The organism is Pseudoduganella aquatica (assembly GCF_009857595.1).
Classification (GTDB): domain Bacteria; phylum Pseudomonadota; class Gammaproteobacteria; order Burkholderiales; family Burkholderiaceae_D; genus Rugamonas; species Rugamonas aquatica_A.
Map to the genome: position 1 here is coordinate 73,679 of NZ_WWCU01000018.1, position 21,038 is coordinate 94,716.

Consider the following 21,038-nt stretch of genomic DNA (forward strand, 5'->3'; position numbering starts at 1 on the left):
CGTAGTATGACTACCCCACAAAAGCAAAAAACCCCGGCCGCAGCCGGGGTTTTCGACGGAACGGCGGGGCCGCCGGCCTAGCCGTGGGAAGCGGTCACCGCCGTCCCCTCCTCGTCGCGCGGACGGCGCAGCTCATGGGCGAAAGCCGAGTTCCACGCGTCCAGGCCGCCGTGCAGCGGCCGCGCATAGCTGTAGCCGCGCGCATGCATGAGCTTGGCCATATGGGCGGCGGTCACGTCGTTGGGGCAGCTGCAATACACAATAATGTGGCGGTCTTTCGGCAGCGACGCGATGACGGCCAGCGGATCGCCGTTGGCCAGCAGCGCGCCCGGCACGGCCGGTTCCAGCATCTGCGCCGTCACGCTGCGCGCGTCCACCATCACGGGGGCATGGCCGTCCACCAGCAGCTGGCGCAGCTCGTCCACGGTGATGCGTTCCATCTGCACGGCTTGCTGGAAGCGCTTGCGCTCGACATATTTGTACAGGATGAACAGCGCCAGCAGCACGCCCAGCACGCTCAGCGCGGTGCCGCCCATGGTGGACAGGATGTCCAGCACGTCGTCTATGCTCTGGTGGAAATAGGCGCCGATGGCGATGCCGGTGCCGGACCAGATCAGCCCACCGGGCACGCTGAAGCCGAGGAAGCGCGGATACGAGGTGCCCATGGCGCCCGACATGGGCGGCGCGATGGTGTTAAAACCGGGAATGAATTTGGCCACCAGCAGCGATTTCGGCCCCCAGCGGCGGAAGTTGTCCTCGGTCTGGCTGACGCAGTAGTCCGGCGACAGCGAGATGCGGCACAGCAGCTTCAGGATGCGCTTGCCGTAGCGGCGCCCGGCGCGGAACCAGAAAAAGTCGCTCACAGAGCAGGCCAGCAAGGCGGCCGCCAGCACACCGGCCCAATGCAGTTCGCCGTTGGCGGCAAGCGCGCCCGACACGATCAGCAAGGGGAACGCAGGTATGGGCAGGCCCATCTGTTCGATCAGGACGACCGCGAACACGATGAAGACACCGTATTCCTGCAGCAATGAGAGTAAGTTGGCCATGGTGACGCTATCTTATCCGAATTAGCCGAAATCGTGACGCGGGATCGCTCCAAGCAGCGCTTTGGTGTAGGGATGGCGCGGATTGCGGTACAGCTCGTCCGAATCCGCCAGCTCCACGACCTCGCCCTGGTTCATCACCATCACCTGGTCTGAAATGTATTTCACCACCGACAAATCGTGCGAGATGAAGATATAGGACAAGCCGAACTCGTCCTGCAAATCCTGCAGCAGATTGAGCACCTGCGCCTGCACCGACACGTCCAGCGCCGACACCGACTCGTCGCAGACCAGGATTTCCGGCTTCATGGTCAGGCAGCGCGCAATGGCGATGCGCTGCCGCTGGCCGCCGGAAAACTCGTGCGGGTAGCGATGGAAGGCAAGTGCGGGCAAACCCACTTTTTCCAATAGCTGGTACGCGTTTTCCACACGTTCGCGCTCGTTGGCGCCGATATTGTGCAGCCGCATGGGCTCGAGCAGGATCTGGCCCACGGTGAAGCGCGGGTTCAGCGAGGCGTAGGGATTCTGGAAAATGATCTGGATGCGGCGCTTGTAGGCCATGTACTCGCTGGCCGGCATGGAGATCAGGTCCTTGCCCTCGAACATGGCGGTGCCGCCGGTGGCCTGGTGCAGGCGCAGCAGGGTCAGGCCGACCGTGGTCTTGCCGGAGCCGGACTCGCCCACCACGCCCAGGGTTTTACCGCGCGGCAGCTTGAACGACACGTCCTTGACCGCCTTGAACTCGCGCTTGCCGAACAGGCCCTCGCGCAGGAAGAAGCTCTTGCTGAGCTTGTCCACCACCAGCACGTGCTCGTCGTCCGGCGCGGTGCCGCGCGCGCGCTGGCGCAGTTCGATGCCGGCGCCGGCCTTGCCTTCCATATAGTCGTTAATGACGGGCAGGCGCCACGGGCGCGCGTCCAGCGACGGGCGGCAATGCAGCAGCGCGCGGGTGTAGCTGTCCTGCGGGTCGCCGAAGATCTGGCGCGTGGGGCCGGTTTCGCGCACCTCGCCGTGCCGCATGACGATCACATGGTCCGCGATTTCGCCCACCAGGCCCAGGTCGTGCGTGATGAACAGCACTGACATCTGGCGCTTCTTCTGCAGGCTGGCGATCAGCTCCATGATCTGTTTCTGGATGGTGACGTCCAGCGCCGTGGTGGGCTCGTCGGCGATCAGCAGTTGCGGCTCGCAGGCAATCGCCATGGCGATCATCACGCGCTGCTGCTGGCCGCCGGACATCTGGCTGGGATAGGCGTCGATCTTGCGTGCCGGGTCGGGAATGCCGACCTCGTCGAGCAGCGCCAGCGTGCGCGCCCGCGCCTCCTTCTTGTTCATGCCCATGTGCTGGCGCAGCACTTCGCCGATCTGGTAGCCCACCGTGAACACCGGGTTCAGCGAGGACATCGGTTCCTGGAAGATCATGGAGATGTCCTTGCCGCACATGCGGCGCCGCTCGGCGGTGCTCAGGCGCAGCACGTCCCGGCCCTGGAACAGGATGCTGCTGGCCGGGTCGATCAGGGTGGTGTCGGCCGGAAGCAGGCCCATCACCGCCAGCGAGCTGACCGATTTGCCGCTGCCCGATTCGCCCACCAGCGCCACGGTGCTGTTGCGCGGCACGGCGAAGCTGATGCCTTTCACGGCCTCGAAGGTGTTTTTCTTGTCGATGCGGAAGCGCACGCGCAGATCGCGCACTTCAAGCAGGTTGTGGTCGAGACTGTCCATTTACTTCACTTTCGGGTCGAGGGCGTCGCGCAGCGCGTCGGTGAACAGGGAAAAGGCGGTGACCAGCAGCGCCATCGCGGTGGCGGCCGCCGTCAGCTGCCACCATTTTCCGAGGATGAGCTCGTTCTGCGCCTCGTTCAGCATGGAGCCCCAGCTGACCACGCCCACCGGCACGCCGAAGCCGAGGAAGCTGAGAATGACTTCGGCCTTGATGAAGCCCACCACCAGGATGGACATCTGCACCAGCGCCACGTGGCTGACATTGGGGAAGATGTGCGAGAACATCTTGCGCCAGCTGGAGGCGCCGATGGCGTCGGCCGCCATCACGTATTCGCGCGCCTTGTGCTTGATGTATTCGGCGCGTATCAAACGGTAGGGGCCGGTCCAGCCGGTCAGGCCGAGGATGAGCACGATGGTCATCACGCCCTTTTGCTGCAGCACGGCGGCCACCGTCAAGATCATCAGGATGGACGGGATGGAGGTGAAGATGCTGTAGAACCAGTTGAAGAAGTCGTCCACCAGGCCGCCGTAGAAGCCGGACACGGCGCCGAACAAGGTGCCCAGGCCCACCGCCACCAGGGCCGCCACCAGGCCCACCACGATGGAGGTTTCCGCGCCTTTGATGGTTTTCTTGATGACGTCGTGGCCCCATTTGTCGCCGCCGAAAGGCAGGCTGGGGAGGCGCTCGGCGGCCGGGCCGGCGGCGCCGGGGAGCTGGGCGCGCAGGGCTTTCAGGTCGTCGGCCAGGGGGTCGGCGACGCCGTGCATGTCGACCTCGGGGGCGGGGGCGCCTTGCAGGGCTTGCAGGTCTTCGGCCAGGGGGTCGAATTCGTTGGGCGGTGGCGGAGCCTGGCGGGTTACGCCCGGGGGGCTAACCCGCCCTACGTCAGCAACGCCGGCGGCGAAGCTGGGGGGGGCGTAGTTGATGCCGACTTCTTCTTCCCAGTCGGAGACGATCAGGCCGCTGGCCGAGAGCACCAGCAGCAGCATGAAGGCGCCGACGATGGCCAGGGCCACCATGGCCACGCGGTCGGCGCGCAAACGGCGCCAGGCGAGCGCCCACAATCCGGGCGCGGCGTGTGTGTTCTGCATCTGTACTTCCTTATTTCAACTGTACGCGGGGGTCGACCGCCTGGTACAGCAGGTCGGTGAGCAGGTTGAACACCATGGTGGCGATGGCCACGTACACGGTGATGGCTTTGATCACGGGAAAGTCGCTGCGCTCCACCGCCAGGATCACTTCGCGCCCGATGCCGGGAATGCCGAAGAAGCGCTCCAGCAGGAAGGCGCCGATCAAGAGCGCGGGCAGGTTGGCCATGACGTGCGTGATGATGGGGATGGCGGCGTTGCGCAGCACGTGCACCCACATCACGCGCGCCTCGCCCAGCCCCTTGGCGCGCGCGGTGCGCACGTAATCCTGGTTGGCTTCGTCCAGCACGAAGCTGCGGTACAGCCGCAAGGTGGGCGCGATCGAGACCGCCAGGCCGATCAGGATGGGCAAGGTGGAATAGCGCAGCAGGTTGTCCCAGAAATTCTCGCCCCAGCCCTGCACCGGGAACAAGCCCATCTGGTAGGCGAAGCCGTACTGGAACACGATGATGTAGACCAGGATGGAAATCGACATGCCCACGGTGCAGGCTATCATCACGGCGCGGTCCAGCAGCGAGCCGCGCACGAAGGCGACGATCAGCGCCAGCGCAATGCCGATCAGCGTTTCCAGCAGCGTGAGCGGCACCAGCACCGTCAGCGACGGCCCCAGGCGCGTGGTGATGATGTTGGACACGGACTCGCCCGTGGCCCAGCTCTGGCCGAAGTCGAAGGTGGCGATCTGCTTCAGGAAGATGCCGAGCTGGACGTAGTAAGGCTGGTCCACGCCCAGCTGGCGCCGGATGTTGGCGATGCTTTCGGCGTTGGACATCTTGCCCGCCAAAATATAGGCCGGATCGCCGCCCACCCAGTTGAACAGCACGAACACCAGCAGCACCACGCCCAGCATGGTGGGCAGCATCTGCCACAGGCGGCGCAGAATATAGGCAAGCATCACTTCCTCTCAATATCGATATACGCCCATTCCTGGTGCAGGATGGGATGTTTCTTATAGCCCAGCACACTGCGCTGGGCCAGCATATTCCGGTAGCGCGCGTAGCCCATCATGGCGCCGCCGGTCGCTTCCAGGCGGCGCGCCATCTTGTGGTACAGCGCGTCGCGCCCGGCGCCGGCCGGCAGGCGCTTGCTGGTGGCGTACCAGGCGTCGTACTGCGCGTCTTGGTAGCAGCCGTTGTTGTTCTGGCCGATGTTGGGGCCGTAGAACAGCTGCATGAAATTATCGCCGTCCGGGTAGTCGGCTATCCACTGGTAATTGCGGGTCTGCAGCTTGCACAGCACCTCGGCCTTCAGGATGTCGGTGAAGATCATGCGCTCGTTCTCCAGGCGGATGCCGCCCAGCACCGGGTCGCGCATATTCCAGTAGAAATAGGTGATCTCGCGGTCGATCAGGCGCTTCCAGGAATAGACGTAGTCTGCCATGGTCAGCTCGCGCTGCCGGCCCTTGAAGGCCGGATCCGGGGTGAACAGCAGGCCGCGCTTCAGCCGTATCGTGTACGTCAGGTCGCGCGCCACGGCGGGATCGAAACTGGTTTCCGCGGCAGGCAGGATGTAGCGCAGCACTTTCACCGGCTCGGCCGATGACGCTGCTGCCGAGCTGAGCGCAAGGCCCAGCAGCAAAGCGGCCCGCCAGCGATGGACTGGTTTCATGCAGGTATATCCCAAGGTTATAGGAGCACCCGCTCCCCCACCATCATCCTTACCCCAGAAAAGCGCGCAAGAAAAAAATATGCTGCAACGCAATACCGAATCCGCACAAATGACTATCTTTCATAGATGAACGCAACGCAACATAGCCGTATTAACACCGCAAGAGGGTGTTGTTTTTACGCACTTAAAAATGTGCTTTTCATTGACAATTCCTGGTGGCCGGTGCTTTGATGCGAACCCTCTCCGAAAACAATATGTGATTTTTGGAGAGAATTGTTGGTGTGCAACTAATTCAAGCCTCCTGCCGACGCCGCATCCGGGATCTTCCCCTGCGGCGCCAGCAGCGCTATGCCTTATTGCGCCCAAACGATACTTTTCTTGGGAGTTGTTTGTAATGATGATGGAAACGGTTTTATCCCGCTCGGTGCGCCTGATCTTCTCGGGCAGCGTAGTGGCGGCGGGCCTGATGGCCCAACAGGCTTATGCACAAGACGCCAACATCCAGCGCGTGGAAATCACGGGCTCGAGCATCAAACGCGCGACCGCGGAAACCGCGTCGCCTATCCAGGTCCTGACCAGCGACGACATGATGAAGTCGGGCAAGGCCACCGTGGCCGAGTACCTGCAGACCCTGTCGGCCGACGGCGCCGGCTCCCTGCCTACCGGCTTCGGTTCCGGCTTCGCCGCTGGCGCCACCGGCATCTCCCTGCGCGGCCTGGGCGCGACCTCCACCCTGGTACTGCTGAACGGCCGCCGCATGGCGCCTTTCGCGCGCGCCGACGACGGCCAGAAGAGCTTCACCGACCTGTCCACCATCCCGATGCAGATCGTTGAGCGCATCGAAGTGCTGAAAGACGGCGCTTCCTCGCTGTACGGCGCCGACGCCATCGCCGGCGTGGTCAACATCATCCTGAAGAAGGACTTCGAAGGCCTGCAGATCAAGGGCGACACCGGCGCTTCGCGCTACTCGGACGCCAAGCAGAACAAGATCTCGGTCACCGCCGGCAAGGGCAACCTGGACGACGACAAGTACAACATCGTCTTCAACGCCGAATACAGCCACACCGACGGCCTGCAGGCTTCCGACCGCGGCAGCCGCGCCTGGATCGGCCACGGCGACATCCGCCCTTGGGGCTATGGCGTGGGCACCCAGTACGCTGGCGGCTACATCACCAACGGCGCTTCCTCGCCATCGCCTACCGGCGCCCTGCTGAACCCGAAAACCGGCCAGTACGTGTCGCTGCCGGGCTGCGCACAGTTCTCCAGCGTCACCCCGCAAGACCCGAACGGCGGCTGCCTGTGGCACCAGGACAAGTTCCGCTCGATGAATCCAGAGATCGAATCGATCAACCTGTACTCGCGCGGCACCTTCCAGATCAACGCCGACCACCAGGCCTTCTTTGAAGCCGGCTACTCGGAGCGCGACACTGCCTTCACCCTGACCCCGCCGTCGACCTCGTCGACCGTGGTGTTCCCGGGCCAGAACGGCGGCGCCAACCAGCTGATCAACTACGGCAACACCATCCTGATGGCTGCCAACCACCCGCAGAACCCGTACGGCGTGCCAGTGCGCGTGCGCTACTCGGCCTTCGACGTGGGCGCCAGCACCCGCAAGAACACCAACGAGTTCACCCGCTTCGTGGCCGGCCTGAAAGGCACCATCAAGGGCTGGGACTATGAAACCGGCTTCACCTTCTCGCAGTCCAAGCTGAACCTGGACTGGAGCAATATGCTCAACATGAAGGCGCTGCAGTCGGCCCTGGGCGACCCAAGCTCCAAGCTGTTCCCGTACTACATCGGCGCGCAGGCGAACAAGAACCCGGCCTCGCTGTACGCAGCCCTGGTGACCAACGCCACCTCCGACTCCAGCACCAAGCTGGTGATCGCCGACTTCAAGGCTAGCCGCGAACTGTGGGCACTGCCAGGCGGCAAGATGGGTCTGGCCATCGGCGGCGAACACCGCCGCGAAACGCTGAACAACCCATCCCTGTCCGGCACCTCGGACGGCTCCATCAACTCCAGCTACACCGCCGCGTTCGGCAAGAACAACGTGTCGGCCGTGTACGCCGAGGTACTGGCGCCGGTGCTGAAGACCGTGGAACTGACCGCAGCCCTGCGTTACGACCACTACGACCAGTTCAACTCGACCACCCCGAAACTGGGCGCGAAATGGACCCCGGCCAAGAACTTCGCAGTCCGCGGCACTTACACCGAAGGCTTCCGCGCACCTAGCGCGGCCGAGTCCAACGTGCTGAGTCAGGCAGTGGGCAGCGCCCCTGTGCGCGATCCTATCCGTTGCCCGGGCGGCACCCCGGCGGCCGGCGCTTCGCAGACCGACTGCTCGATCACCGTCAGCTCGATCAAGGTCGGCAACCCGAACCTGCAGCCTGAAGAGTCCAAGGGCTACACCCTGGGCATGGTCTGGGATCCGTTCGAAGGCAACAGCATTGCCGTGGACGCGTTCAAGATCAAGCGCAGCAACGAGATCAACCCGGTCTCCTACGCTGAAGCGGCGCAGTCGCCAACGGCCGTGCGCAACGACAACAACCTGAAGAACGCCGCCGGCCAGGTCATCCCTAACTCCGGCTCGCTGCTGGTGGTGTCGGGCGCCTACCGCAACTCGAGCTACACCGAAGTCACCGGCGTGGATCTGGACGTGAAACAGCGCCTGCGCCTGGGCGCATGGGGCAAAGCCGTCATCGGCCTGAACCTGACCCACATCTCGTCCTGGCTGCGCGCCGAGTCCGACACCGTGCAGTACCAGTTCGCTGGCACCCACGGCAACTGCGACACCTCGAACTGCGCCGGCACGCCGAAGAACAAGGCCACCCTGTCCGCTTCCTGGGACATCGGCGCCTGGAACTTCGCGTCCAACCTGAACTACCGCGACAGCATGAAGAACATCAAGTTTGAAGGCGACGTGTGCGCTTCCAAGTTTGCCGACGGCACCGTGGCCCCTAACGGCTGCAAACTGGCGTCCTTCACCACGCTGGACCTGTCGACCCGCTGGAACTTCAGCAAGAACCTGCAGCTGACCGCGTCCGTCGCCAACGTGCTGGACAAGATCGCTCCGCTGGATCCGCTGACCTACGGCGGCATGAGCTTCAACCCGATGGACGCTTCCGGCGCCATCGGCCGCTACTTCAAGGTCGGCGCAAACTACAGCTTCAAATAATTCATCATTTGAGGGCTTAGCCTGAAAAGGGCGGTGAGCGATCACCGCCCTTTTTGCATATAAGTGTCGCCAAAAACTAACGCATTTCCACGCAAGCGTTAAACCCGGCGGCGCCCCGAGCAACAAAGCTGCTACATCAAGTTACATGCCGTAGTCCGAATTTACTGGATGTTAGGGCTTGCCACAGCCATTTTCCCTGCCTGAACAACAACTATCGGTCCGCAAATAGGGGGATCACGTACATTGACAGCTGAACCCGGCTGATGATTTCATCGAACAATTGAGCAAATGCCTAGCCCTTTGCTCAACTGGAAACGGGAAAGTTGCGCACCAACTTGCCAGATGCAGGACGCTGCGCACATCCGTTCGAACATCTCAACAGTTGGAGGCTTTTAGTATGATGATGGAAACAGTTATGGCACGTTCCGTGCGCCTGATATTCTCGGGCAGCGTGGTTGCAGCAGGTCTGCTGGCAACGCCGGCGATGGCACAAGATGCCAACGCGAATGTCCAGCGCGTGGAAATTACCGGTTCGAGCATCAAGCGCGCTACCGCTGAGACGGCATCGCCGATCCAGCTGATCGGCCGCGAAGAGCTGCTGAAATCGGGCAAGGCGACCGTCGCCGAATACCTGCAGACCCTGACCGTGGACGGCGCCGGTTCGCTGCCTACCGGTTTCGGCAACGGTTTCGCCGCCGGCTCCACCGCCATCTCGCTGCGCGGCCTGGGCGCGACCTCCACCCTGGTACTGCTGAACGGCCGCCGCATGGCCCCGTTCGCCCGTGCCGACGACGGCCAGAAAAGCTTCACCGACCTGTCCACCGTGCCGATGCAAATCGTTGAGCGCATCGAGATCCTGAAGGACGGCGCCTCGTCGACCTACGGCGCGGACGCGATTGCCGGCGTGGTCAACATCATCCTGCGCAAGGACTTCGAAGGCCTGCAAGTAAAAGGCGACACCGGCACCTCGCGCTACAGCGACGCCAAGCAGAACAAGGCTTCCCTGTCCTTCGGCAAAGGCAACCTGGACAACGACAAGTACAACTTCGTGTTCAATGCCGAATACCAGCAGTCGGACAAGCTGAAAAACAGCGACCGCGGCGACCGCGGCCATATCGGCCACGGCGACCTGCGTCCTTACGGCTTCCCTATCGGCACCCAGTTTGCCAGCGGCTACATCAACGGCACCAACAACGCCACCGCCTCCCCGGTCGGCCTGCTGCGCGATCCGAAGACCACCAACTACGTCGCCCTGCCAGGCTGCTCGTCGCTGACCAGCGCCAGCCAGACCGGCGCCAACGGCGGCTGCGTCTGGTACGCCGACCAGTTCCGCGACATGCAGCCTGAGATCGAATCGATCAACCTGTACTCGCGCGGCACCTTCCAGATCAATGAAAACACCCAGGCTTACGTGGAAGCGGGCTACTCCAAGCGCGACACCTCGTTCACCCTGGTGCCGCCATCGGTCACCCCGACCGTGGCCTTCCCGCCGAACGCCGCCAACCCGCTGGGCTTCATCAACTACGGCAACCTGAACATCATGTCGGCCGCGCACCCGCAGAATCCTTACGGCGCGCCTATCCGCATCCGCTACACCGCGTTTGACGTCGGCCCAAGCACCCGCTCGGCCAACAACGAATTCAACCGCCTGGTCATCGGCGTCAAGGGTTCGGCCATGGGCTGGGACTACGACACCGGCTTCACCCACTCCGAGTCCAAGCTGCACCTGGACTACAGCAATATGCTGAACATGAAAGTGGTGGCGGCCGCCCTGGGCGATCCAACCTCGAAGTACTTCCCGTACTACATCGGCGCACAGGCCAACAAGAACCCGGCCTCGCTGTACGCAGCCATGGTGACCAACGCCACCTCCGATTCGACCACCAAGCTGAACGTGATCGACTTCAAGGCCTCGCGCGAGCTGTGGGCTCTGCCGGGCGGCAATATGGGGCTGGCAGTCGGCGCCGAGCACCGCCAGGAAAAACTGTCGAATCCTTCGCTGAAGGGTTCGGAAGACGGCTCGATCAACTCCAGCTACGTGGCAGCATTCGGCGACACCAAGGTGTCGGCGATCTACGCCGAGGTACTGGCGCCGGTGATCAAGAACGTCGAACTGAGCGCAGCCTTCCGCTACGACAAATACGACAACTTCAACTCCACCACGCCGAAGGTTGGCGCCAAGTGGACCCCGGTCAAGTCCTTCGCACTGCGCGGCACTTACACCGAAGGCTTCCGTGCACCAGGCGCGGCTGAAGGCTCGAAAGCATCGCAATCGACCGGCACCTCGACCGTGGCCGATCCGATCCGTTGCCCAGGCGGTAAAGTACCAGCCGCCGGCGGCGCCACCTCGACCGACTGCGGCATTCCTGTCGCCGCCGTGAAAGTGGGCGATCCTAACCTGCAACCAGAAACCTCCAAGGGCTACACCCTGGGCGTGGTATGGGACGTGCTGGCCGACACCGGCATCACCCTGGACGGCTGGAAGATCAAGCGCTCCAACGAGATCAACCCGCTGCCGTACAACGAAGCGGCCGCCCTGCCGACCGCAGTTCGCAACGACAACAACCTGGTCGTGAACGGCGTCGTGATCCCGAACTCGGGCACGCTGGTGCTGACCCAGGCCCCATACCGCAATTCGAGCTTCACCGAAATCAGCGGCGTGGACCTGGACATCAAGCAGCGCCTGCGCCTGGGCGCCTACGGCAAAGCCCAGCTGGGCCTGACCTGGACCCACGTGGCTTCGTGGAAGCGTCACGAGTCCGCCACCACCGTGTACCAGTTCGCTGGCACCCACGGCAACTGCGACACCTCGAACTGCGCCGGTACGCCTAAGGACAAGATCAACCTGACCGGCACCTGGGATATCGGCGACTGGAACTTCAACGGCATCGTGAACTACCGCGCCAAGATGAAGAACATCCTGTTCGAAGGCAATCCTTGCGCCTCCAACCTGGCCAACGGCCAGCCAGGCACCACCGACTGCCAGATCGCCTCGTTCACCACGCTGGACCTGTCGACCCGCTACAACTTCAGCAAACAGCTGACCTTGTTCGCGTCGATGAACAACGTGCTCGACAAGATCGCACCGCTGGATCCGCTGACCTACGGCGGCCTGAGCTACAACCCGATGGACGCGACCGGCGCCATCGGCCGCTACGTCAAAGTGGGCCTGAACTACAAATTCTTCTAATCGCCTGATTAGCTGAATCTGCCCGAGGGGCGGTGCGCAAGCACCGCCCCTTTTTCTTTTGACAAGCCTAGACAACTCACTTGCCAAAACCGTATCGAGTTGGCAGAAATACGTCGATTTTGACGAAAAACCCGAACAAAAATTGACAAGCCTGCGCAATCGGTGGTTTCATATCGCCCCTGTGATTTTTCGTGAGAATTACAGGGACCTGCAAAAACAGCAAGTTGACGTTCCCCCTATCGCATCAAGAGAAAGCTACAAAGCAATGATCAAAGAAACAGTATTGTCGCGCTCGCTGCGCGTCATGTTCGCGGGCGGCCTGGCACTGGGCATGCACGCAGCCAGCGCCCAGGACGCGGCGCCGGACGCCGCCATGCAGCGCGTGGAAATCACCGGCTCCAGCATCAAGCGCATCGCGGCGGAATCGTCGCTGCCGGTGCAGTCCTTCAGCCAGAAAGACATCAAGAAGTCCGGCGTGACCACGGTCACCGACTTCATCCAGCAACTGCCCGCCATGCAGGGCTTCTCCGTGGCGGCCGACTCGGTCGGCGGCGGCGGCGGCGGCGTGACCACCGCCTCCATCCACGACATCGGCGCGGCCTACACCCTGGTGCTGCTGAACGGCCGCCGCGTGGCGCCGTCCAACTCCGGCACCACCATCGACCTGAATTCGATCCCGCTGTCGGCCATCGAGCGCGTGGAAGTGCTGACCGACGGCGCCTCGGCCCTGTACGGCGCCGACGCGATCGCCGGCGTGGTCAACTTCATCCTGAAAAAAGGCGCCTCCCCGTGGGAAGTGAACGCCAAGTACAACAGCCCCCAGAAATCCGGCGGCAAGAGCAACTCCATCAGCATCAGCAAGGGCTTCGGCGACTACGAGGACGACGGCTACAGCGTGTTCGTCTCGGCCAGCCATGACGAGCAGAAGCAGCTGAAAGCCTCGCAGCGCGACTTCGCGCGCACAGGCATCGTCAACTTCACCGACCCGAAAACCGGCAAGGCCCTGCAGTTCATCAACGGTTCCTCGCGCGCGCTGCCAGCCAACGCCGCCGTCAGCTACAAGAGCAGCGAAATCGATCCGGTCACCGGCCAGCCTATCGTCAAGAATGTCAACCTGAACCCATACGCGCTGTCGCACGGCGGCAAGTGCGCCACCAGCAACCTGGACTTCTACGCCGACGGCCAGTGCTACTACGATTCGCCGTCCACCATCGAGATCAACCCTGAATCGCAGCGCGACTCCATCTTCAGCTCGGGCAGCCTGAAGCTGGGCAACACCGGCTTCAAGGGCTTCTTCGACTTCGCCTACACCGAAGCAAAAATCGTCGCCAGCATCGCCCCTTACCCGGCCGACTTCAGCATCACCAAGGGCTCGGCCCTGTACAACAAGTACATCCAGCCTTACCTGACGCCGGAACAGAAAGCCGGCGCCACCTCGGTGGTGGCCAAGTACCGCCTGTATGAAATGGGCAACCGCACCTACGATTACGGCACCAAGGCCACCCACCTGGTGGCGGGCGTGGACGGCCAGGCATTCGGCTGGGACATCAACTCGGCGGTGACCTACTCGAAGAACAAGCAGACCCAGAAATACGTGGGCGGCTTCCCCCTGGCAGACAAGTTCCAGGCCGCGCTGGACGCCGGCACCATCGATCCCTTCGGCTACGCCCAGGGCGAGATGCCAGCCTCCATGCGCAGCGCGCTGCTGGACACCGGCTTCAGCGGCACCTACAACACGCAGACCGTGGAAATGAAGGGCATCGATGCGCGCGCCTCGCGCGAAGTGTTCAAGCTGGCCGGCGGCAGCGCCCAGCTGGGCGTGGGCGCGGACTTCCGCAACACCGCCTTCCGCATCGACCAGGCCGACGTGGCCAAGCAGGCGCAAATCCTGTTCGACAACGCCCAGGTGGACAGCAACTACGAGCGCAACAACGCCGGCGCCTACGCCGAGCTGATGATGCCGATCACCAGGAAGCTGGAAGCGACCGCCTCGGTGCGCTACGACCAGATCGGCGCCATCGACAACAACCTGACCGGCAAGGAAGTGGGCAGCAAGGAAAACGCCGCCACCTGGAAGGTCAGCACCAAGTACGCGGCCGCCAAGAACCTGATGCTGCGCGCAGCGGCAGGCACCGGCTTCCGCGCCGCCAGCATGACCGAGATCGCCGGTCCGCTGGAAGACTGGGGCGTCACCGGCGGCAACTACCAGTGCCCGCTGACCGCCGCCAACGGCATGGGCAGCCACCCGCTGGCCTCCTACTGCAACGGCGTGCAGCGCCAGCAGTTTGAAGCCTTCCAGGGCGGCAATCCGGACCTGAAGCCGGAGAAGTCCAAGCAGTGGAGCGTGGGCTTTGTGTTCGAGCCTATCGACAGCCTGTCGATGGCGATCGACCTGTGGAATGTGGAAATCCGCGACCAGGTGACCGCCGTGTCCGAAGGCCTGATCTTTAAATACCCGGCCAAGTACGCCTCGCTGTTCACCACCAAGCACATCGGTTCGACCGGCGAGGACGTGCTGGCCATCAAGCTGCTGCCAATCAACATCGGCAAGGTGGAAAACCAGGGCGTCGACTACGACTTCACCCACAAGATGAAGCTGTTCGACGGCAAGCTGACCAGCCGCCTGGCCGGCACCTGGCTGCTCAAGTCGCGCTACACCACCCCGGGCACCGACGACCAGTGGGAAACCAGCCTGAACCGCTACGGCTCGAACGACAAGGTCAGCTTCCGCCACGTGGTGCGCGCCACCACCTCGCTGGAGACCGCCAAGTTCACCCACACGCTGGCCGCCAACTACCGCAACGGCTACAAGGACAAGCCGCAGTCGGAAGACGACTGCGCCGTCATCGTGGCCGGTTCGCCGGGCGCCTGCTACGGCATCACGCTGGACGTGCCGAGCTACACCACCTTCGACCTGCAGTCGGCCTACCGTCCGCTGAAGAACGTGGAGCTGACCGCCGGCATCATCAACCTGTTCGACCGCAATCCGCCGTTCACGCTGCGCAACACCGGTTCGCACCAGGTTGGCTACAACCCGTCCTACTCGAGCGCCCTGGGCCGCCAGTTCTACCTCAGCGGCTCGTACAAGTTCTGATGGGATCTGACGCCACGGCGTTGATGTAAGCACGAAAAGGCGCTGAGCAATCAGCGCCTTTTTTGATTTTACTCAACAGTTTCATTGCGGCGACCGCGCACACTGCCCTTTCCATAACAGAGGGAGCGCAGTCCATGATGAGAAAAACAGCAATCGCCCACGCGGCGCGCCTGGCGTGCACGCTGGGCCTGGGGGCGGTATCCGCCTGGTCCCATGCGCAGGAGGCCGCACAGCAGGCAGCGCAGCCCATGCCGCGCGTGGAAGTGACCGGCTCGTCGATCAAGCGCCTGGTGTCGGAGACGGCCAATCCGCTGACCGTGTTCAAGGCCGAGGACTTCGTCAAGCAGGGCCTGACCACGGCCCAGGAGGTGCTGGACCGCATCCCCTCCAACAGCTCCAGCTTCAGCTCCGGCAACGTGGTGGGCGGCAACAGCTCCGGCCTGCCCACCGGCGGCCAGTCCAGCGCCGACCTGCGCGGCCTGGGCAGCGACAAGACCCTGGTGCTACTGAACGGCCGCCGCATCGCCAACCATCCCTACGACGGCGCCAGCGTCGACCTCAACATCATTCCGGTCAGCGCGCTGGAGCGGGTGGAAGTGCTGCGCGACGGCGCCTCGGCCATCTACGGCACCGACGCCATCGGCGGCGTCATCAACTTCATCACCCGGCGCTCGGTGCAGACCACCACCATCAGCGCCGAGGCCCTGCTGCCGCGCGCGCCCGGCGCCGACGAGCAGCGCGTCAACCTGTCCTCCGGCTTCGGCAACCTGGACCAGGACGGCTACAATGTGTTCGGCGTGTTCGACTGGCACAAGCTCGACATCCTGACCTCGCAGCAGCGCGCCTTCTCGCAGACCGGGGTGATTCCCTCGCGCGGCCTGAACCTGACCTCGGGCACCACCTTCCCCGGCAACTTCTTCGATCCGGGTTCCAACGTCACCGGCAATCCGGGCCGCGCGGCCGGCTGCGACCAGCCCTATTCCCTGCCCATCGGCGGCGGCGGCACCTGCCGCCAGGACTACACCCGCCTGATCGACGACCTGCCGGCGCGGAAGCAGACCGCCTTCTTCGGCAAGGCCAGCTTCAAGATCAACAACGAGCACCAGGCCAGCATCGAATACCTGCACGCCGAGAACGACGTGCTGTCGCACACCGCGCCGCCGCCGCAGACCGGGCTGATACTGCCCAGGACCAGCAAATACTACCCGGGCAATCCGGGCGGCGGCGTGCCCGCCATGCCCGGCCTGTCCGGCCAGCCGCTGTCGGTCAACTGGCGCCCCACCGAGGCCGGCCAGCGCGAGATCAACTCGCTGGGCGCGGCGGACCGCCTCAGCATAGGCGCCGAGGGCCTGCTGCGCGGCTGGGAGTACAAGACCGGCTTCACGCTGTCGGAGAGCCGCTCGGCCGAATGGTTCACCGGCGGCTATGTGCGCGACGAATCGTTCGCGGCCGGCGTGTTCAACGGCATCCTCAATCCCTTCGGCCTGCAGGACGCGGCCGGCAAGGCCTACCTGGCCAGCACCGCGCTGCGCGGCAAGGTGCAGAACGGCAAAACCCGCAACACCGGCATCGACTTCAAGGCCAGCCGCGAGCTGTGGGAGCTGGCCGGCGGCAAGGCCGCCGTGGCCGTCGGCGGCGAGCTGCGCCGCGAGGAGGCGGACTTCTTCGTCAACCGCGACATCGCCGGCCAGGCCGCCAGCTCCGGCCTGTCCGGTTCGCAGTCCACGGCCGGCTCGCGCACCATCAAGGCCGTGTTCGGCGAGCTGAGTTTGCCGTTGGTCAAGGACCTGGACTTGCAGTTCGCCGCCCGCTTCGACGACTACAGCGACGCCGGCAACACCACCAACCCGAAGCTGGGCCTGCGCTACCAGCCCGGCAAGCAGGTGCTGCTGCGCGGCTCGGCCTCGACCGGCTTCCGCGCCCCCACGCTGTTCGAGAAGAACGCGCCGCGCTCCAGGAACGACACCAACAACACCTACAACGATCCGGTGCTGTGCCCCGGCGGCGTGCCGTCCTCCAACCCCGTCACCAACCCGCTGCGCGACTGCGACCTGCAGCAGTTCAAGCTGCAGGGCGGCAATCCGGACCTGAACCCGGAGAAGTCGCGCACCTTCGCGGCCGGCATCGTCCTCGAGCCCGTGCCGCAGGCCACGCTGGCGCTGGACTATTGGACCATCAAGCTCAAGGACAAGATCAATGCCCTGCCGGAGGAAGTCATCTACGGCAACTACGCCAAGTACAAGGACCGCTTCCTGCGCAACCCGGACGGTTCGCCGCTGGCCATCCTGGACCTGAAGGAGAACCTGGGCCGCGTCAACACCGACGGCGTGGACGTGTCGCTGACGCTGCGCTCGGGCGCCACCGCCTACGGCAACCTCACCTTCTCGCTGGACGGCACCTACGTCCACCAATACGAATACCAGGATGAGCGCGACGGCCCCTACACGCAGAACGTGGGCCGCTACGCCGCCAACAACCCGGTGTTCCGCTGGAAGCACAACGCGGCGCTGAACTGGCGCCTGGGCGTGTGGAGCGCCACCTTGGCGCAGTCCTTCAAGAGCGGCTACCAGGACCAGAACCTGGACATCGCGCCGCAGTTCCTCAACCACGTGCCGTCCTACAGCCTGTGGAACCTGACCGCCAGCTACAGCGGCATCGCTGGCCTGACGCTGACGGCCGGCGTGAAGAACCTGCTGGACAAGGAACCGCCCTTCTCCAACCAGGGCACGCTGTTCCAGAAAGGCTACGACCCACGCTACACCGACGCCGTGGGCCGCGCCCTCTATCTGCGCGGCAGCTACGCCTTCTGACGCCACGCCGCCGGCCCCGGCCGGCGGCTTCCCCTAGGCCGCATGTATCATTTTGTAGCAAAAAAGTGACATCCGCACATCTTCGTTACATTATTTACTATTTGCCAAAACCGTCAAACTACCACCTTTCTGCATAGTGACCATTTTTTACAATGATCACGTCATTACAAACACATACTGCGAAATTTCCACCTTTTAGCGTCTAAAGCCGAAAATCCGGCCGAATTATGACTGTTCAACAGACATACCGAAAAACTGGAAAATCACCAAAAACCACTAATTATTCACATTGACACGGTCTTGTCTGGATGATTACATGGACTAATGGCAAATCTTTGCCATCTATCAACGCACGTCAATACGGCCGCAGACGCCGTTTCAACAAATCTTGGGAGTAGTTAAATGATGCAAGAAACAATTTTGTCCCGTTCGGTACGCCTGATCTGCGCCGGTGGCCTGGTGCTGGGCATGCATGCCGCCCAGGCGCAATCGACGCCGGAAACTATCCAGCGCGTTGAAATCACCGGTTCCTCGCTGAAACGCGTCGACGCCGAAACCGCCCTGCCCGTGCAGGTCATGTCCAAGGCAGAAATCGCCCGCACCGGCGCGACCAGCACGCAAGAACTGCTGACCTCGATCTCCGCCCTGTCCTCCTCCGGTTCGACCCAGAACTCGACCGGCGCCGGCAGCTCCACCTACGGCCTGTCCTCGATCTCGCTGCGCGGCCTGGGCGCCGAGCGCACCCTGGTGCTGGTGAACGGCCGCCGCCTGGCCGCCTTCGCCGGCGGCGGCGGCGCCTCCGTCAACGTCAACGTGATTCCGCTGGCCGCCATCGAACGCGTCGAAGTGCTGAAAGACGGCGCTTCGGGCGTGTACGGTTCGGACGCCGTGGCCGGCGTAGTCAACTTTATCCTGTCCAAGTCCTTCAAGGGCGTGGAAGTGACCGGCGGCTACGGCTCGCCAACCGAAGGCGGCGGCGGCCAGAACTCGAAAGCGTCCATCACCGGCGGCCTGGGCGACCTGAGCACCGACGGCTACTCCGTCGTGGTGTCGGCTTCGTACGAAAAAGAAAAACTGCTGAAAGCGACCGACCGCTCCTACTCGGCCACCGGCAACAACCTGCCTTACTACGCTTCCGGCGCGACCGGCCAGGGCAACATCGAAGGCGCGATTGTTCCAGGCGCCTACCCGAACGACCGTCTGCCAGGCTTCGGCAATGCGCCAGGCACCGGCTACGGCAATCCGCTGGCCGACCAGGGCAAGTGCGATTCCATCCTGATGTACAAGAACGCGACCAACACCTCCAAGGGCACGCCATATTGCGCCTTCGACAGCGCCGCGTTCGTGGGCCTGATTCCACAGCGCGAACTGAAAAACCTGACCGCCAATGGCGCCTTCAAGATCAACGCCGACCACGAGCTGTTCGCCGACGCGCTGTATTCGGAGTCCACCGTCACCCAGAGCTTCCAGGGCAGCCCGGTGCGCCGCTCCTTCCTGGAAACCGACGGCGAGTTCGCCAAGCAAAAAGTGCATCCAGCGCTGCTGCTGTACCCAAGCAATCCGGTGTACCAGTCGATCGCCGTGCCTTACCTGACCAAATACGGCAGCATCAAGGGCAACGAAAACTTCCTGACCCTGATCGGCAAGCCGCTGGCCATCACCAGCCGCGTGTTTGACTTCGGCAACCGCACCAGCGTCGACGAAGCCAAGCAGTCGCGCTTCGTCATCGGTTCGCGCGGCCAGGTATGGGGCCAGGACTACGAAGTGGCTGTCGCCAGCAACGAAAGCAAGATCCACGGCACCGTGCCGGCCGGCTACTTCTCGCAGGTCGCTTACGCCAAGATCATCAACGATCCGGCCAACAACTGGAACCCATGGGCGCCAGGCGCGGTCCAGACCGGCGCACTGGCCGAGAAGCTGAAATCGGCCCAGTACGCGGGCGACACCCTGGTGGGCAAATCGAAGAGCGACACCTTCGACGCCAAGATCTCGGGCGAGCTGCCGCAGTTCGCCGGCCTGACCGCGCAGTACGCGGTTGGCGCCCAGTCGCGCAAGGACAAGTTCCACACCAGCCCAAGCGCGGCACTGGAAACCGGCGACATCGCCGGCCTGGGCGGCAGCGTGCCACCAGTCAACAAGTCGCGCACCATCAACTCGGTGTTCGCAGAAGGCGGCGTGCCGCTGACCAAGACCCTGGACCTGGGCGTGGCGCTGCGCCGCGACGACTACAACGACGTCGGTGGCACCAACAACTACAAGGTGAACGGCCGCTGGCAGCCGCTGAAGTCGGTGCTGATCCGCGCCTCGGCCGGTTCGGGCTTCCGCGCCCCGACGCTGACCGATCTGTGGCAGCCGCAAACCACCGGCACTTCGGAGACCTTCAACGATCCGAAGACCGGCCAGTCGCAGCTGCAGGTGAACGCCGTGTCCGGCGGCAATCCGAATCTGAAGCCTGAAGAATCGAAGCAGCGTTCGGTCGGCATCGTGCTGTCGCCAGCCGACAACTTCACCTTCGGCGTGGACTGGTTCAAGATCAAGGTGTCCGACATCCTGGCCACGCCGTCGGCGCAGGAAGTGGTATCGGGCTTCCGCCGCGGCGACTCCGCCTACGCCAACCTGGTGAAACTGGCCGGCAACGACGTCGACCTGATCTACACCACGCTGGCCAACACCGGCAACGCCAACGTAGAAGGCCTGGACGTGTTCGCGCAGTTCCGCCAGAACACCGCCTACGGCCGCTTCGACATGACCATGAACGGCACCTACATGGACAAGTTCGACCAGACCAGCCCTGGCGGCACGATCTCGCACAAGGTCGGCACGCTGGTGGACCAGAATGGCGACCCGGTACTGGGCGCGCAGAACGGCGGCGTGGTCCTGCGCTGGAAGCACGCGCTGAGCGCAGGCTGGAGCCAGGGTCCGCTGTCGGCTACCCTGACCCAGAACTTCGCATCCAGCTATGAAACCGGCTTCCGCCAAGGCGACGGCCAGCGCAACTTCATCGGCGCCATGGCCACCTACGACGCCAACGTCACCTGGAAAGCCTGGAAATCGCTGGTGCTGAGCGCAGGCGTGCGCAACCTGTTCGACAAGCAGCCTGGCGTGTTCGTGCCAGTGTCGAACCAGTTCCAGGCCGGCTACGACATCAACCAATACGACCCACGCGGCCGCTTTGTGTACGTGTCCGCAGGCTACACCTTCAAGTAATCTGCGCAACATGAAAAAAGCCCGCTTCGTGCGGGCTTTTTTT

General features: G+C 63.4%; 10 protein-coding genes. 5 read left to right on the top strand and 5 right to left on the bottom strand.

Going from position 1 to position 21,038, the window contains the following annotated elements:
* Nucleotides 1–77: 77 nt before the first annotated feature.
* From GTP77_RS16770 to GTP77_RS16790, 5 genes are read right to left on the bottom strand one after another with little or no spacing between them, the layout of a single operon-like run.
* The gene (locus tag GTP77_RS16770; RefSeq protein ID WP_161073290.1) at nucleotides 78–1,046 is read right to left on the bottom strand and encodes a VTT domain-containing protein; all 969 of its coding nucleotides are present in this window, start codon (nucleotides 1,044–1,046) and stop codon (nucleotides 78–80) included.
* A gap of 21 nt (nucleotides 1,047–1,067) precedes the next feature.
* Complete coding sequence (locus GTP77_RS16775) at nucleotides 1,068–2,765, bottom strand: ABC transporter ATP-binding protein (RefSeq protein WP_161073291.1); 1,698 nt, start codon at nucleotides 2,763–2,765, stop codon at nucleotides 1,068–1,070.
* The gene (locus GTP77_RS16780) at nucleotides 2,766–3,857 is read right to left on the bottom strand and encodes an ABC transporter permease (RefSeq protein ID WP_161073292.1); all 1,092 of its coding nucleotides are present in this window, start codon (nucleotides 3,855–3,857) and stop codon (nucleotides 2,766–2,768) included.
* A 10-nt stretch (nucleotides 3,858–3,867) separates the two neighbouring features.
* Nucleotides 3,868–4,806: an ABC transporter permease gene (locus tag GTP77_RS16785; protein WP_161073293.1), complete on the bottom strand. Its 939-nt coding sequence runs from the start codon at nucleotides 4,804–4,806 to the stop codon at nucleotides 3,868–3,870.
* Nucleotides 4,806–5,519 (bottom strand): periplasmic substrate-binding domain-containing protein, encoded by a 714-nt coding sequence (locus GTP77_RS16790; RefSeq protein ID WP_161073294.1) that lies wholly within the window; start codon nucleotides 5,517–5,519, stop codon nucleotides 4,806–4,808. The genes GTP77_RS16785 and GTP77_RS16790 overlap by 1 nt, the downstream gene beginning before the upstream one ends.
* 394 nt (nucleotides 5,520–5,913) lie before the next feature.
* Between GTP77_RS16790 and GTP77_RS16795 the strand changes: the two genes are divergently transcribed.
* The 5 genes from GTP77_RS16795 (at nucleotide 5,914) to GTP77_RS16815 (ending at nucleotide 20,995) form a co-directional block, all read left to right on the top strand.
* Nucleotides 5,914–8,694 carry a TonB-dependent receptor gene (locus GTP77_RS16795; RefSeq protein WP_229202233.1) on the top strand — a complete coding sequence of 927 codons (2,781 nt, stop codon included), beginning with the start codon at nucleotides 5,914–5,916 and terminating at the stop codon, nucleotides 8,692–8,694.
* 415 nt (nucleotides 8,695–9,109) lie between these two features.
* Nucleotides 9,110–11,884 carry a TonB-dependent receptor gene (locus GTP77_RS16800; RefSeq protein WP_161073295.1) on the top strand — a complete coding sequence of 925 codons (2,775 nt, stop codon included), beginning with the start codon at nucleotides 9,110–9,112 and terminating at the stop codon, nucleotides 11,882–11,884.
* 265 nt (nucleotides 11,885–12,149) lie between these two features.
* Nucleotides 12,150–14,978 (top strand): TonB-dependent receptor, encoded by a 2,829-nt coding sequence (locus GTP77_RS16805; protein ID WP_161073296.1) that lies wholly within the window; start codon nucleotides 12,150–12,152, stop codon nucleotides 14,976–14,978.
* Nucleotides 14,979–15,112: 134 nt separating this feature from the next.
* Entirely contained in the window at nucleotides 15,113–17,788 is a 2,676-nt protein-coding gene (locus GTP77_RS16810; RefSeq protein ID WP_161073297.1) for a TonB-dependent receptor, read from the top strand.
* A 402-nt stretch (nucleotides 17,789–18,190) separates the two neighbouring features.
* Nucleotides 18,191–20,995, top strand: a complete 2,805-nt coding sequence (locus tag GTP77_RS16815) for a TonB-dependent receptor domain-containing protein (protein WP_161073298.1) — start codon at nucleotides 18,191–18,193, stop codon at nucleotides 20,993–20,995.
* The last annotated feature ends 43 nt before the right edge of the window (nucleotides 20,996–21,038 follow it).

Excerpts from the sequence above, each read along its gene's own strand:
- GTP77_RS16800 (WP_161073295.1), top strand. The coding sequence starts at position 9,110 with ATGGCACGTTCCGTGCGCCTGATATTCTCGGGCAGCGTGGTTGCAGCA.
- GTP77_RS16770 (WP_161073290.1), bottom strand. The coding sequence starts at position 1,046 with ATGGCCAACTTACTCTCATTGCTGCAGGAATACGGTGTCTTCATCGTG.
- GTP77_RS16790 (WP_161073294.1), bottom strand. The coding sequence starts at position 5,519 with ATGAAACCAGTCCATCGCTGGCGGGCCGCTTTGCTGCTGGGCCTTGCG.
- GTP77_RS16795 (WP_229202233.1), top strand. The coding sequence starts at position 5,914 with ATGATGATGGAAACGGTTTTATCCCGCTCGGTGCGCCTGATCTTCTCG.
- GTP77_RS16805 (WP_161073296.1), top strand. The coding sequence starts at position 12,150 with ATGATCAAAGAAACAGTATTGTCGCGCTCGCTGCGCGTCATGTTCGCG.
- GTP77_RS16785 (WP_161073293.1), bottom strand. The coding sequence starts at position 4,806 with ATGCTTGCCTATATTCTGCGCCGCCTGTGGCAGATGCTGCCCACCATG.
- GTP77_RS16775 (WP_161073291.1), bottom strand. The coding sequence starts at position 2,765 with ATGGACAGTCTCGACCACAACCTGCTTGAAGTGCGCGATCTGCGCGTG.
- GTP77_RS16815 (WP_161073298.1), top strand. The coding sequence starts at position 18,191 with ATGATGCAAGAAACAATTTTGTCCCGTTCGGTACGCCTGATCTGCGCC.
- GTP77_RS16780 (WP_161073292.1), bottom strand. The coding sequence starts at position 3,857 with ATGCAGAACACACACGCCGCGCCCGGATTGTGGGCGCTCGCCTGGCGC.
- GTP77_RS16810 (WP_161073297.1), top strand. The coding sequence starts at position 15,113 with ATGATGAGAAAAACAGCAATCGCCCACGCGGCGCGCCTGGCGTGCACG.